Annotated in this window: 14 protein-coding genes; 7 read left to right on the top strand and 7 right to left on the bottom strand. The window is 45.2% G+C overall.

The window, feature by feature from the left end; genetic code table 11:
* The first annotated feature begins 1 nt into the window (after position 1).
* From CN378_RS19840 to CN378_RS19850, 3 genes are all read left to right on the top strand, one after another.
* Positions 2-1,096: a threonine aldolase family protein gene (locus CN378_RS19840; protein WP_098354204.1), complete on the top strand. Its 1,095-nt coding sequence runs from the start codon at positions 2-4 to the stop codon at positions 1,094-1,096.
* Between the two features lie 217 nt (positions 1,097-1,313).
* Positions 1,314-2,711, top strand: coding sequence for an FAD-binding oxidoreductase (locus tag CN378_RS19845; protein ID WP_098354205.1), 1,398 nt, complete (start codon positions 1,314-1,316; stop codon positions 2,709-2,711).
* Complete coding sequence (locus CN378_RS19850) at positions 2,708-3,688, top strand: bile acid:sodium symporter family protein (protein ID WP_098354206.1); 981 nt, start codon at positions 2,708-2,710, stop codon at positions 3,686-3,688. Before CN378_RS19845 ends, CN378_RS19850 begins: the two co-directional genes overlap by 4 nt.
* Positions 3,689-3,869: 181 nt before the next feature.
* Here the strand turns inward: CN378_RS19850 and CN378_RS19855 are convergent, their stop codons facing one another.
* The 4 genes from CN378_RS19855 to CN378_RS19870 all read right to left on the bottom strand — a co-directional run bounded on the left by CN378_RS19855 (position 3,870) and on the right by CN378_RS19870 (position 7,694).
* Positions 3,870-4,898, bottom strand: coding sequence for a FecCD family ABC transporter permease (locus CN378_RS19855; protein ID WP_098354207.1), 1,029 nt, complete (start codon positions 4,896-4,898; stop codon positions 3,870-3,872).
* Entirely contained in the window at positions 4,895-5,902 is a 1,008-nt protein-coding gene (locus CN378_RS19860) for a FecCD family ABC transporter permease (protein ID WP_098354208.1), read from the bottom strand. The genes CN378_RS19855 and CN378_RS19860 overlap by 4 nt, the downstream gene beginning before the upstream one ends.
* A 69-nt stretch (positions 5,903-5,971) precedes the next feature.
* Positions 5,972-6,898: an iron-hydroxamate ABC transporter substrate-binding protein gene (locus CN378_RS19865; protein ID WP_098354209.1), complete on the bottom strand. Its 927-nt coding sequence runs from the start codon at positions 6,896-6,898 to the stop codon at positions 5,972-5,974.
* Positions 6,849-7,694: an ABC transporter ATP-binding protein gene (locus CN378_RS19870; protein WP_098354210.1), complete on the bottom strand. Its 846-nt coding sequence runs from the start codon at positions 7,692-7,694 to the stop codon at positions 6,849-6,851. The genes CN378_RS19865 and CN378_RS19870 overlap by 50 nt, the downstream gene beginning before the upstream one ends.
* Positions 7,695-7,874: 180 nt before the next feature.
* Between CN378_RS19870 and CN378_RS19875 the strand changes: the two genes are divergently transcribed.
* The gene (locus tag CN378_RS19875; protein ID WP_098354211.1) at positions 7,875-8,924 is read left to right on the top strand and encodes an NAD(P)/FAD-dependent oxidoreductase; all 1,050 of its coding nucleotides are present in this window, start codon (positions 7,875-7,877) and stop codon (positions 8,922-8,924) included.
* Between the two features lie 33 nt (positions 8,925-8,957).
* Here CN378_RS19875 and CN378_RS19880 read toward each other — a convergent pair whose 3' ends face one another.
* Together CN378_RS19880 and CN378_RS19885 are read right to left on the bottom strand one after the other, a co-directional pair.
* Positions 8,958-9,662, bottom strand: coding sequence for a DUF421 domain-containing protein (locus CN378_RS19880; RefSeq protein ID WP_098354212.1), 705 nt, complete (start codon positions 9,660-9,662; stop codon positions 8,958-8,960).
* Positions 9,663-9,761: 99 nt separating this feature from the next.
* Complete coding sequence (locus CN378_RS19885) at positions 9,762-10,484, bottom strand: TerC family protein (RefSeq protein ID WP_098354213.1); 723 nt, start codon at positions 10,482-10,484, stop codon at positions 9,762-9,764.
* Between the two features lie 463 nt (positions 10,485-10,947).
* Here CN378_RS19885 and CN378_RS19890 point away from each other — a divergent pair, with 463 nt between their 5' ends.
* From CN378_RS19890 to CN378_RS19900, 3 genes are read left to right on the top strand one after another with little or no spacing between them, the layout of a single operon-like run.
* Positions 10,948-11,961 (top strand): tripartite tricarboxylate transporter substrate binding protein, encoded by a 1,014-nt coding sequence (locus tag CN378_RS19890; RefSeq protein ID WP_098354214.1) that lies wholly within the window; start codon positions 10,948-10,950, stop codon positions 11,959-11,961.
* 53 nt (positions 11,962-12,014) lie between these two features.
* Entirely contained in the window at positions 12,015-12,473 is a 459-nt protein-coding gene (locus tag CN378_RS19895; RefSeq protein ID WP_098354215.1) for a tripartite tricarboxylate transporter TctB family protein, read from the top strand.
* A gap of 13 nt (positions 12,474-12,486) precedes the next feature.
* A complete protein-coding gene (locus CN378_RS19900; protein ID WP_098354216.1) occupies positions 12,487-14,001 on the top strand; it encodes a tripartite tricarboxylate transporter permease in 1,515 nt (504 codons plus the stop codon).
* A 43-nt stretch (positions 14,002-14,044) separates the two neighbouring features.
* On the opposite strand, the gene CN378_RS19905 is transcribed toward CN378_RS19900, so the two are convergent.
* Positions 14,045-14,743, bottom strand: a complete 699-nt coding sequence (locus CN378_RS19905) for a response regulator (protein ID WP_098354217.1) — start codon at positions 14,741-14,743, stop codon at positions 14,045-14,047.
* Positions 14,744-14,745: the final 2 nt, after the last annotated feature.

Genomic DNA, 14,745 nt, shown 5'->3' on the forward strand with positions numbered 1-14,745 from the left:
GATGGGAGAGAACAGGTTATTTGAAGCGTATAAAAGGGCTCCACACCCTATACAGGGGCATGGAAAAAGGAATCTTGATGTCTTGAAAACGGCATTAGACAAGCTGGATGGCGATATTGAAAGTGATATCTACGGATCTGGTAAAATAATAGAAGATTTTCAACAGAAGATGGCGGATGACCTTGGTAAAGAACGAGCTGTGTTTTTTCCGAGTGGAACGATGGCCCAGCAGATTGCACTCCGTATTTGGTGTGATCAAAAAGAGGTTCCGAAAGTGGCGTATCATCCATTATGTCATCTTGAAATCCATGAAGAGGATGGACTGAAAAAATTACACCGTATTGAACCCGTTTTACTAGCGGACAAGGACCGGGTGATCGATCTCGATGATGTAACCGGTCTGAAAGAGGAGATTGCCTGCTTATTATTGGAGCTGCCGCAACGGGAAATAGGAGGGCAGCTGCCTGAATATGAAACACTTGTAGCCATTTCTCAATATTGCCGCGAAAAGGGAATCAGTGTCCATCTGGACGGAGCGCGACTCTATGAAGTGCTCCCTTATTATGGGAAGAGTGCTGCAGAAATATGTGAGTTGTTTGATAGTGTCTATATTTCGTTTTATAAGGGATTCGGAGGTATTGCAGGCGCGATCCTTGCAGGCGACGAGGCATTCACTGACGAATCCAAGGTGTGGAAAAGGCGCCATGGTGGTGATCTGATCAGTCTTTATCCATACATTCTCAGTGCCGACCACTATTTCGATCAACGTGTCGATAAGATGGATCAGTATTATGAAGGAGCGAAGGAACTGGCTGCTTATTTGAATGGTTGTGAAGGGATTAGGACCCTGCCAGAAACGCCTGTTTCGAATATGTTTCACGTCTTCTTCCACTACCCTCATAAGCAGATCGAAGCCACTCTGATTGAAGTGTATGAAGAAACGGGGATCGGCTTAACCGGCTACGTGAAAGAAGTAAGCGAAAATGAATGTGCATTTGAAGCAAGCATCGGAGATCAATACGAAAACGTATCAAAAGAACAACTGCGAACCATGTTTCACCTAATGAACCAAAAATTAAAACAACTAAAAAAATGAAAACAACCAAGGTATCGGACAATTTCCGATACCTTTTTTTGATCAGGGACGGACCTTAACAAAAGCCTGGTATTTCAACGATTCGGTTGTAAAAGAGGCCTTTTTGGAGGTCCGTCCCTCAAATGAAGCGCCAAAATGAATTCAATTTTACTATTGAAATATTCTGATTATTGGGTATAATTCGATACATTATACATTTTTGAAGGGGAGAGGGCTTATGAGTGTGAAGGTTAGTCGTTTGGTGGACGAGTTAAGGAATGTTGTGGGCAGTCATCAGGTGACCGTCAATGAAACGGTATTGGATCTACACAGCAGGGATGAGTCCTATCATTCACCACATTCGCCTGATGTGGTGGTGTTTCCTGAGAGCAGTGAGGAGGTCACTGAGGTTGTGAAAGTGGCATCGGATCACCGTATACCCATCATTCCGTTCGGACTTGGCACCAGTCTTGAGGGACATGTGATCCCGTATGATAAAGGGATCACGATCGATTTTTCCCAAATGAATAAAATCCTTGAAGTGAGGGAGAAAGATTTCCTCGTAAAGGTTCAACCCGGTGTGACACGCACTCAGCTGAATAAAGAATTAAAGAAATACGGCCTCTTTTTCTCGGTGGACCCGGGAGCGGATGCGACACTCGGCGGCATGGCAGCGACCAATGCGAGCGGGACGACTTCCGTTAAATATGGTGTCATGCGTGATCAAGTGCGTGACTTGGAGGTGGTGCTCCCTGATGGGGAAGTGATCCACACCGGGAATATGGCTCAGAAATCCTCCTCCGGGTATCACTTGAATAGCCTGTTCGTAGGATCTGAAGGGACCCTTGGATGCATCACGGAATTAACCCTTTGCGTATATGGTATTCCTGAACATATCGTGGCAGCCCGGGCGTCATTCCAACATATCGATGATGCGGTGGAAGCGGTCGTTTCCATCTTGCAGGCGGGAATTCCGATTGCAAGGTGTGAACTGGTGGATGAACCCTCCATGGTACAAGTGAACAGGTTCAGTGAAACGGATTATAAAGAAAAGCCGACGTTGTTCCTTGAGTTTCATGGCAATGAAGCAGGTCTGAATCAAGATATTGAATTTGCAAAAGAAATCGTTTCAGACCATCAATGTGAAGACATTGTCTTTGAAGAGGACACGGCAGCACGGAATAAACTGTGGGAAGCGAGGCATAATCTTGCCTATGCTTATGTTCATGGGCATCCGGGAAGGAAGCTCATGGTGACGGATGTTTGCGTACCCATTTCAGAATTATCGGGAGCGGTTCAGCATGCACGGAAAAAGCTTGAAGAATTAGAACTCATCGGAGGGATTCTTGGACATGTGGGGGATGGGAATTATCATACCTCACTCATGATTGACTTGAATGATCCCGACGAGGTGAAAAGGGCCGGAATATATAACGAACTGATTGTGGAATACGCCCTTGAACGAAACGGGACCTGCACGGGAGAACATGGTGTAGGGGTCGGAAAGATGAAATATCAAGAGCGTGAGCATGGTGGAGCCCTAAAGGTCATGGAGAAAATCAAACTTGCACTTGATCCGAATGAAATCTTCAACCCTCATAAACTCGTACATAAAAAGAAGGAGGAACAAAAATGAAACTACTTGAATCCATCAGTAATCTGGCAGGGAAGTACTTTGCGATATGGGTCATCCTGGTAGCGGCTGTCGCTTATTTTGTTCCGGCTCCATTTCTATCTTTAGGAGCGTATATTACGATTCTATTGGGTGTCGTGATGTTTGGGATGGGACTCACGTTGAAGCCCGTTGATTTTCAACTGGTACTAAAAAAACCTCTTCCAGTCATCACAGGGGTGCTGGCACAATTCATCGTTATGCCACTGGGTGCATTTTTAATTGCATACATACTTGGTCTGCCGGCTGAACTGGCTGCCGGTTTGGTATTATTAGGGTCTGTTCCCGGGGGGACGGCATCCAACGTCATGGTCTATCTGGCTAAAGGGAATCTGGCTTTATCCGTCGCCATGACTTCACTGTCGACGCTTCTGGCACCTATCGCAACGCCCTTGATCCTTCTGGGGCTGGCGGGTCAGTGGCTGCCGGTGGATCCGGTCGCCATGTTTCTATCAATCATTCAGGTGATCATCCTTCCGATCACAGTTGGTTTAGTCATTCGTAAGCTATTCCCTAATACTGTGGAAAAAAGCTTGAATGTCATTCCGCTTATTTCAGTACTGGCCATCATCATCATCGTTTCAGCCGTTGTTTCAGCTAATGTTGAAAATATCGCAACTTCCGGGGCCATCATTTTCACGGCTGTGATCCTTCATAATTTATTTGGACTTGGTCTCGGTTACGGTACGGGCGTCCTTATGAAGCTGGATGAGGGAACAAGACGGGCTATCTCCATAGAAGTGGGGATGCAGAATTCCGGACTCGGTGTGGCCCTTGCCACTGCCCATTTTGGTCCCCTTGCTGCCCTGCCGAGTGTCATTGCGGCTGTATGGCATAATATTTCAGGACCGATCCTTGCAACGTTTTGGAGTAAGAAGCCTGTGGAGGTCGAGGTGGAGGAGGAATATAGCGAAGGTGCAGTCAGTCCGACATTGAGATAAGGAATTCGGAAAGATGAAACTAAGCCTCAACAAAAAGTGGACATCCTAAAACTCGATCGATTGATTGCCACCCATATCCTATAAAGAAAAAGGCAGATCCCCACATGAAAGTGGGGGATCTGCCTTTTTGTGGAGGGACGGACCTACCTTTTTTAAGCACAAAGCCCGTCATAATCACATTTTAACTTGAAAAGTGAGGTCCGTCCCTCCTTAGTAACAGGTACATGAAGTAGGGAGCGCCGATGAGGGCGATCATGATGCCGGCGGGGATTCCGTCGGGTTGGAGGATGTTCCGGCCGATGGTATCGGCGAGGAGCAGGAGCCAGCCTCCGAGCAGTATGGCGATGGGAATGAACAGTTGATTGCGCGGCCCGACCATCGCTTTTGCCATATGAGGGGCCATCAGACCGATAAAGGCAATCCCGCCTGTAACCGAAACGGCAGAGGCTGCCAGGGCGACTGCTACGATCAGCATCAGGAATCGCTCACGGTTGATCGAGACGCCAACCCCCACCGAAACAGGTTCGCTTAATCCCAGCAGATTAAGCATCTGGGACTTATAAAGTGCAAATGGAATAAGGATCACCAGCCAAGGGAGAATCGCCCATATAAACGGCCAGTCGGCACCCCAGATATTCCCCGCCAGCCATTTGGCAATGAAATCAACCTTTGCCCGTTCAGCGCTTGAAATCAGAATGATCATGAGCCCTGACAAGGCCATGGAGAATCCAATCCCCACTAAGACGAGCCGTACAGGCTGTATCCCGTTTCTCTTACTATATGAAAATAAGTAAATCAAGCAGGCTGTAAGGAGCGCCCCACAGAAAGCCACCACCGGAAGCAGATAAGCAAATGACCCTGCATCGATGGGGAAAAATAAAAAGAAGATGGCAATGGCAACACCTGCACCTGAATTGATTCCGATGATTCCGGGGTCAGCCAGGTCATTACGGGTCATCCCCTGCAGAATGGAACCGGATAAGGCAAGGGCCATCCCTGCGAGAATCGTGATGATGATCCTCGGTAAACGTATGGAGAAAAGGATGAATTCTTCTTTGAATGACCCATCACCGAATAAAGTGGGGAGGAGCCTATTATACGATACCGAAGAATAGCCCAGGCCGATGCTGATAAAGGCTGTTGTGACAATAAGTATGAAGAACGCTATAAGTAACCATCTTTGTTTTTTAATCAAATCAGGATGTATCATGAGAAGCCTTTCCCTCCTTTATGTACGATGAACAGGAAGAAAGGCAGTCCCATCATCGCGACGATCGCTGCCAGAGGTGTTTCATAGGGGGCATTGATCGTGCGTCCAAGTGTGTCAGCGAGAAGCATGAATGAAGCCCCAAACAGGGACGAGATGGGAATGATGAAACGGTAATCTGTCCCGACAACCGCCCGGACCATATGGGGAATCATCAACCCTATGAACACCATATTCCCGACAAGTGCAACGGCGGCACCTGCGAGCAGGATGATCACGATGAATAGGATACTTTTGACAAACGCCGTACGTTGCCCCAATCCTACCGCCACTTCCTCATTCAAGCTCAAGATCGTCAACTGTCTGGATAAAAGTAAGGATACCACTATACCGATCATAATGAACGGAACGATCACTTGCAGCTGAGCCCAGGTTGTACCGATCATTCCACCTGCTGTCCACATGGAGACATCTTTCGATAGCTTGAAAAACAAGCCGATCCCTTCTGCAATGGCAAATAAAAAGGCAGATACTGCAGCTCCCGCCAGTACGATCCTAAAGGGGGAGAAACCACCTCTTTTCATGGAGCTGATCCCGAATACCATAATGGCCCCTGCGGCAGAACCTATAAAGCAAGCAATCATGATCCCGTAATAGCTGATGGAGGGGATGAACGCGAGGGCAACTGCCAATGATGCATTCGCTCCGGCTGTCAAGCCGAGTAAACCGGGATCGGCCAGGGGATTCCGTGTCATGCCCTGCATGATGGCGCCTGATACGGCTAGGGCCGCCCCGACCACAATGGCGGCAACTTCCCTCGGGAAGCGGATCTCTTGAAGGATGTTTATTTTATCGCCTTCAGCCGAAAAAGTAAGGGCATGAAAGACATCCCTCACTGTGGTCTCTGCCGCTCCGAATGTAATAGACACCAAGAAGGCAGCTGCAAAAAGAAATGCTGCACCGATCAATTTAAATATAAATGGAATTCGTTGATTTTGAGTTAGCATCATCCATCATCTTTTCTTTTTAAAATATGGTAAAGGGGGATTCTTATCATAAGAATCCCCCTTAAAGCATTAATTACCTAGAAATTTGTCTTTGAAGAAGTCCAACTGATAATCCAGTGTAAGAGGGTCATTGAAGTAAAATTCCATCATATTCACTTCAAATACCTGGTTGTTCTTCACTGCAGGAATGTTTTTATATGTTTCGGTTTCCATAAAGGAGTTATCTGCTTTAGGGTCTTTACTTAAAATCAGGTAGTCTCCGGCAAACTCAGGCATCACTTCAGTGGAAAGGGCAAAATATCCCGGTTCCAGCGCCTGTTCTTTTACCTTTTCAGGCATGTTCAAATCCATTTCCTGATAAAGGATCTCTGTACCGCGTCCCCAGTTGTTGCCGTATACGTATAATTGCTTATTGAAACTTTCAATGACAGAAACAGTCGCGTCTTCACCGATTTTTGCTTTGATATCATCTCCGGCAGCTTGAGCACGCTTCTTGAAATCATCGACCCATTTCTGAGCTTCTTCTTCCTTGTTTAATAGTTTCCCAATTTCAATGTGCTGCGTTAAATAATCTACTTTTCCATATGTGTATGTAACCGTAGGAGCGATTTCTTTTAATTTATCCACATTCTTGATATTGGATAAACCGATGATCAGATCCGGATCCAGTTCGATGATCTTTTCAAGGCTTTCATCTGTTACTTCTTCCACGCCTTCGAGCTCTTTATCCCATCGTGGATTCAATTTGGACCAGGAGTCGACGCCGACCAGGTTCACATCAAGTGCCATCACGTTTCCGGCAAATGAGGATAGAACGACGACACGCTGTGGGTCGGCAGGTACTTCTACAGGACCATTTTCAGATTGATAGGTGATGGTATCGGATTTACTTTCCTTTTTCTTTGATTCTGATCCTTCTTCTTTCGTTGACCCATTGCTGCAGGCACTAACCAGTAACACCAACAGCAGAGTAAACGGAATGAGCCATTTTTTCATGTTGATCTTCTCCTTTGAGTAAATTGTATGTGATACACATTGGCTTATTTGTTCGGGGATCTCTTCCAATTTCGGCATCAATGTGGAATACCTTTTTCAATACGTCGCGGGTGATGACTTCCTCGCAACTTCCGGATTTGACGATCTCACCTTCTTTTAACGCTACGATATAATCGGCAAACCGGGCTGCCTGGTTCAAATCATGCAGGACCATTACGATGGTGCGTTCCTGTTCCAGGTTGAGCTTTTGTAACAGTTCAAGTACTTCGAGCTGGTGGGCCATGTCTAAATATGTAGTAGGTTCATCGAGGAAAATGATGTCCGTTTCCTGGGCAAGAGCCATGGCGATCCACACACGTTGTCGCTGACCGCCTGATAAGGCATCGACTTCTCTGTACTTGAATTCAATAGTCCCAGTCACTTCAAGGGCCCAATTGATCACATCATAATCTTTTTTCGTCAGCCGTCCCATTCCCTTTTGGTGGGGGAAACGTCCGTATGACACCAATTCCCCAACCGTCAATCCGCTTGCACTTTCAGGTGTTTGAGGGAGGATCGCCATCTTTTTTGCCAATTCTTTTGTATTTCCTTTTGAAATGTTTTCACCATCCAACAGGACATTGCCGGAGTGGTGGGGGATGATACGGGTAATCGCTTTCAACAAGGTGGACTTTCCACAACCATTGGATCCGATGATGGTGGTGATCTTTTTATCCGGGATGTCGACGCTGAGATTTTTCACAATCAGGCGGTCCCCGTAACCTATGTTTAATTCGTCTGTACAGAGGCGAACCATATAATGACCTCCATTTATAAAAATATTGATAATGATTCTCATTATCGAACAATATCAATACTATAATCCTTTTTTCCCAATGTCAACAGAAAATTTGGTTGTCAAGTGAACAAAAAAGGGATAGGATGTAATTGAGAATGATAATCAATTATAGTTTGGTTACTCAAGGAGTGAACGGAAATGGATAATGAATTATTTGACGTAACAGTCATTGGGGGAGGTCCGGCAGGCCTTTACTCAGCCTTTTATAGCGGTCTTAGAGAAATGAAGACAAAGATTATTGAATTTCAGCCTGAATTAGGTGGAAAGATACATGTATATCCCGAGAAGATGATTTGGGATGTAGGGGGAATGACTCCTGTACCGGGTGCAAAACTTATAGAGCAGCTTGTTCAACAAGGGCTGACATTCGATCCGGCAGTCGTTCTAAATGAAAAGGTTGAATCGATCACACGCAATGAAGAAGGCATCTTTATTCTTGAGGGTTGTTCCGGTGAAAAACACTATTCCAAAACGGTCATCGTCGCAGTGGGAAGTGGAATCATAAATCCTCAAAAGCTAGATATCGAAGGGGCTGAACGTTTCGAAATTTCCAATCTACACTATACGGTGAAATCATTGAAACGATTTAAAGGAAAGACCGTCATCATTTCAGGTGGAGGCAACTCAGCGATTGATTGGGCAAATGAACTGGAGCCGGTGGCTGAGAAGGTATACATAGCCTATCGTAAAGACACCCTTAAAGGACATGAAGCACAATGTGCCCAGCTCATGAACAGCTCGGCTACCTGCTTACTGAACACCTCCATATCCAAATTGATTGCTGGTGCAGACCATGAATCCATTGAAAGGGTAGAGTTGACGAATCACCATTCAAAGGAAGTGTCCTATCTGCCGATAGATGAAGTGATCATCAATCATGGATATGAAATCGATACATCTTTACTTAAGAATAGTTCACTAGATATCGACATGATCGATGAGTATTATATAGCTGGTACACCTACGAGCGAATCATCCATAGAAGGGCTTTATGCGGCAGGCGATATCCTGAAACATGAAGGAAAAGTGAATTTGATTGCCGGCGCTTTCCAGGATGCCGCAAATGCGGTAAATAAAGCCAAGCAATTCATTCAACCCGACGCCAACAAGTTTGCCATGGTATCTTCCCATAACGAAGCATTCAAGAAAAGGAATAAAGAATTGGTTAAGCAGATGATGAAATCATAATGGTAATGCTGCCCCAGAGGATAGAGGGAGTGTTCATTTATACAGATAGATTTTTATCTGATCCTGCTTATCTATCGTTGCCAGCAAGACGTCATGTACTGTTGTATCATAAGAATTTCTTAATTGATCGTGCAGCCAGGATTCGTCTTTATTCAGCTTCATTAATTCCGATAGGTTGACTCTGCCATCCTCAATAATGGGGATGGGGAGGTCAAATGCTTTAAAAGGGAGTGCGACATCCTGATGTGTAACGGGCTGATACTGTGGTTTGAGAAAAAATGAAATCTCTCCTCCAGGCTCCCACAGGGCTATCGCAACTTTATGAACTTCTTCGATTTGCTGCTTCCTTAATTCAGATAACAGGCTTTCTACAGGAATCCTTGCTTTCTTAAGATTTTTATATAAGATTTCCCCGTTATGTATTATGGAAATAGGTGAAGGATCGAGTATTTTTCGTATGGAGATTGAATGAAGACTGAGGTAAACCCCAATCAGATAGAGAATCACCAACGTTCCCATAGTGAGCATAGATCCTTTCATTCCTAACCCTTCGTCAGACAAGGGGTGAGCCATAATATTCCCGATTAAAAGTGCCATAACAAAATCAAGGAATCGCAGCTGAGAAATGGACCGTTGCCCCATTAATTTGGTTATGACAAGTAAAAAGGTGAATCCTATAGCAGCACGGAAAATCCATTCCACAGCGGTTAATGAATCCTGGCTCATGAAGAAATCCAATACACACGTCCTCCTTCTTTCTTAACTGACAATTAGTCTTTCCAAAAAGCACTTGCAGGAAACAATAAAGATGCCTACAATTGCAGGCATCTTCCAAGGTTATGCATTATATTGGTGAACATTATTTTGATCAGATTGAGAACGTTTATTTGCCAGGAACCCACCAATAAGTATCGCGGCGGTTAGTACGATGGTGATGATTGTAGTAATCAGTCCATGTTCGATATTGATCAGATCCAGGAACTTCTCATCCGATACGATCATTTCCCCAGCTGTGTAAGCAAGGATCCCTGCGCCAAGGTAAGCGATCCAGCGGAATCTTTCAAGGATTTTCACAATGGCTTTCGATCCGAATATCATGATCGGGATCGAGATGAATACCCCAAGGGCGATCATACCGATGTGTCCATGGGCGGCACCTGCGACGGCAACCACATTATCAAGGCTCATGGCAGCATCTGCGACAATGATCGTCATGATGGCCTGTCTGAGTCCGGTGTGTGATTTGATATTGGCTTCCTCTTCATCTTCAACGAGCACCTGGTAGGCAATCCATAGCAACAGGACTCCCCCTATGAGATGCACATAAGGAATCTGAAGTAAGTAGACGATGATGGCAGCAAAGAAAATACGCAGGATCACGGCACCCGCCGTCCCCCAGAAAATGGCTTTGTTCTGAAGGTCTTTCGGTAATCTCCTCGTTGCCAAGGCAATGACAATGGCATTATCTCCAGATAAAATGATATCGATGGCTATGATTTTTAAAAGGGCAATGATTGCACCGGTAGATATGGCTAGTCCAAGTGGAAATAGGAAATCCATATTGCTTCCTCCTTGTGTTTACGAATCTATGAAATAATTTGCTAACTAATCTATTATACCACATTTTTTCAATAGAAAAACTTCCAGCATTCATGTGTGCCGTTAACTCTATTCCATGGGAGGAATTTCATGGTTAATAGAAGGAGAGTCCAAAGTGGCGGATGTCAAAAAAATCCCCTTACTCGATTCAGAAGAGTAGGGGGATTTTCGTTTTCATTCCTATTGAGGATATGGTGGCGGATAGGATTTTGTGATGGTTTTCTCACCTTTCTCAATTAAGAGGAGTCGCTCCAACATATGCGGACTTTTGTGAAGAGGAAGACGGACATAGGGTTCTGTGAACTTTATAAACAAAATGGCCAAAAGAATCCTTTTGGAGTTTATTTTCGATTTATTCTCATTCATTTCTGAATTTTCTATAATGAAAGCGTTATCAGAATAAATTTGAAGGGGGAAATCAAGGATGAAGAAGAAAAGCGGTATCATGGCTCTTATTTTATCAAGCTTATTAGTCGTAACCACTGCATGCGGAGGTTCGGACACGGCCAGTAATTCTGAAAGTGATGGGGACTGGACCCCGTCTAAACCGATTGAAGTTGTGGCTCCTGCAGGCGCAGGAGGAGGCTGGGATACTACGGCGAGGACCGTATCAAAGGTGATGGAAGAACAGAATATCATCGATCAGCGCATGGCGGTCGTCAATAAGCCGGGAGGAGGAGGCTCTGTCGGATGGTCCTACATCAATGGGAAGAAAGGGGACAATCACACGATGTTTGTGACTTCACCGCCGATATTCTTTGTTCCCCTCAATGGACAATCGACCCTTTCACACAAGGATTTCACGCCGATAGCGGGGGTGATTGCTGACTACGGTGCGTTTGTCGTAGATGCGGATTCCCCGTACGATACAATGAATGATCTTGTAGATGCGTTAAAGAAAGATCCAACATCCGTTTCGATTGTCGGGGTTTCTTCACCGGGCAGCATGGATCATATGCAGTTCGTTAAAGCCGTGAAGGCAGCAGGGGTGGATGTAAAAAAGCTGAAATACGTTTCCGCTCAGGACGGGTCCGGTATGAGTATGCTTCTTGGAGGAAAAGTGGATGTCTATTCCACAGGTCTTGCCGAAGCATCTGAGCAAGCCCGGGCCGGTAAGGTGAAGGTTCTGGCGATTACCGCTCCAGAGCGTTTAGAAGGGGATACCGTTTCAGAGTTTCCAACCTTAAAAGAACAAGGGATCGATGATGAGTTTGTGGTTTGGCGCGGGTTTTTAGGGCCTAAGGATATGGATCCGGATGCCGTCGCTTTTTATGAAAAAGCCTTCAAGGAAATGATCGAAACGAATCAATGGAAGGAAATGCGCGATAAATTCGGCTGGACGGATAACTATATGTCCTCAGAAGAGTTCGGTCAATTTCTGGATGAAGAATACAAGGAAATCGAAGCATTAATGGAGGAAATCGGTTTGAAAAAATAGGGGATCGGGAGCAGGATTTTCTGTTCCCCCTTTCTTGATAAGGAGTGAATCAAATGCGAACCAAACCAGATCGGATCATCTCACTTATTTTACTTGTGTTTGCCGTGGGCTATCTGGCTCTAAGCTATCGGCTTCCGGCTTTTCCGTATGCGGTCATTGACAGCGACGTCCTTCCGAAAGGTCTCGGATACCTGCTCATCATTTTAGCCATAGTTCTATTCTTACAGGCGAAAGATGATACGGATGAAGATAAGAAGAGACGCTATGTGAAAAAAGAAGATGTCATCATTTTATTTTCCGTGCTTGCAGCTCTACTCGTTTATATTTTTCTATTAGAACCGGTGGGATTTTTATTATCTACTATCCTATTTTTACTCGTCATACCGTTCGTACTGGGATTCAAGAAAAAAAGAACGACGGTACTGGTGGCCTTTCTTTTTTCAGGGGTCATGTATTACTCATTCAACTATCTTCTCAATATAACATTACCACAGGGGATTTTACCCTTTTAGGAGGTGAAAGAGCATGATTGAAAGTATTTTATATGGGTTTCAAGTAGCCTTCACACCGGAAAACCTGTTCTTCGCCTTTATCGGGGTACTTGCGGGAACGATCATTGGTATGCTGCCGGGTCTTGGTCCGATCAGCGCCATAGCGATCATGATCCCCCTTAGTTACGGGATGTCCCCGGCTTCCGCTTTGATATTGATGGCAGGGGTGTATTACGGTGCCGTGTTCGGTGGATCCACTTCTTCGATTCTTTTAAATGCTCCTGGGATTTCGGGTACGGTTGCAACAGCGTTTGACGGATATCCGATGGCAAAGCAGGGAAAAGCGGGAAAAGCTCTTGCCATAGCAGCCATCTCTTCCTTTGCTGGTGGAACAATCAGTGTGGTGGCACTCATGCTTGTCGCCCCTTATATGGCGAAGCTTGCGATCACATTCGGGCCAACAGAGTATTTCGCCCTTATGCTTCTTGGGCTTACGGCGATTTCCAGTTTATCAGAGGGATCCACCAATAAGGCCCTGATCTCGGCTACTATTGGATTAATGGTAGCGACGGTGGGGATCGATCAGCAAACAGGTACGCAGCGGTTCACATTTGGAAATCCCGGTCTACTCGAAGGAATTGATTTTCTTATCATCGCACTGGGGTTATTCGCTCTTTCAGAAGTTTGTCAGCTGATTATATCGCGAAATGAAAACACCTTGAAAGGGAAGAAAGCAGTCGGAAGCTTAAAGCTCGAGAAGCATGAATTAAAGGAAATGGCAGGTCCGATTGGCCGTCATTCAGTTCTTGGCTTTATTCTCGGGGTTCTTCCAGGAGCCGGGGCAACGATAGCCTCTTTTCTTTCCTATATTTCCGAAAAGCGCCTATCCAAAGATCCAAGTTCATTCGGGAAAGGGAATATTAAGGGGCTTGCAGCTCCTGAAACATCCAATAATGCTGCAACAAGCGGTGCTTTTGTTCCCTTATTGACATTAGGTATACCCGGATCGGGAACGACTGCAGTACTACTTGGAGCCTTGTTGGTTGTAGGCGTGCAGCCGGGACCGCTGATGCTTGAGGATCATCCGGACGTTTTCTGGGGTGTTATTGCCAGTATGTATATCGGCAATCTCTTCCTACTGGTGCTGAATCTCCCGTTAATTCCGATGTTGGCAAAAATCCTGTACATTCCCAAGCAGTTGTTAATTGCTTTGATCATTGTCTTCTGTTTGATCGGAGTGTATGCAGTCAGCTTTAATACATTCCATTTATACCTCCTGGTCGGATTCGGTGTACTGGGCTATGTATTGAAAATGTTCAAATTTCCTGCGCCGCCCTTTATCCTGGCGTTTATTCTGGGGGGAATGATGGAGCAATCATTCAGGCAGGCGATGACGATTTCAAATGGTTCTTATAGTGTGTTTTTTCAAAGTAACATCACGATTGGATTACTGATTGTTTCCTTTCTCTCCCTTGTACTTCCAACAATATTGGGGTTAAGGAAAAAGGGGGGACCCACACAGGTCGAGAACTTAAAAAAAGAAGCTTGATTATTAAAAAGCAGTGAGACGATCTACGCCTCACTGCTTTCATCTATTCTCGTATTGATAAAAAGTATTTCCGCTGTGGTCTGCCGACGCCTCCATAAGTCAGCCCTACACTGATTTTGTTTTGTGAAACAAGGTACTCCAAATAGCGCCTGGCCGTTGTCCGGGTAACACCGACCTCGCCGGCCATTTCCTCCGCCGTATACCCCCGAGTCTCGCCGGTTCCAATTGCTTTAAGGATGGAATCCAGTGTAATCATATCAATCCCTTTCGGTGGTTCAGGAGCGGTCTGAATCCTGCTTGTATTTTTCTTTCGATTAAAAAGGTTATCCACTTCATGCTGATTTACTACTTGAGAATCATTTATCCTTTCTTTATATTGCTGATATTTCAGTAGAGTGTCTTCAAATCGGCTGAAAATGATCGGCTTCAGGATATAATCGAATGCTCCCCCACGGATCGCATTTGAAATGTGCTCGGTCTCCTTGGCTGCCGTGACAAGAATGACATCGGTGTTACGGTAATCCTTTCTGATCTCCCATAGAAATTCACTGCCTGTCCCATCAGGGAAGTAAACGTCGAGGAGTATCAAGTCCGGTTTGACGACAGGTAACACTTTTTTGGCTTCTGTGATAGTGGTGGCAATACCACCTACCTGAAATCGTTCCATTTGAGCGATATACTGACTGTTGATTTCGGCTGTTTGAATATCATCTTCTATAATGAATACATTCCATTTGTGCAATT

It is taken from the genome of Bacillus sp. AFS015802 (assembly GCF_002561455.1).
Taxonomy (GTDB): Bacteria; Bacillota; Bacilli; order Bacillales; family Bacillaceae_B; genus Rossellomorea.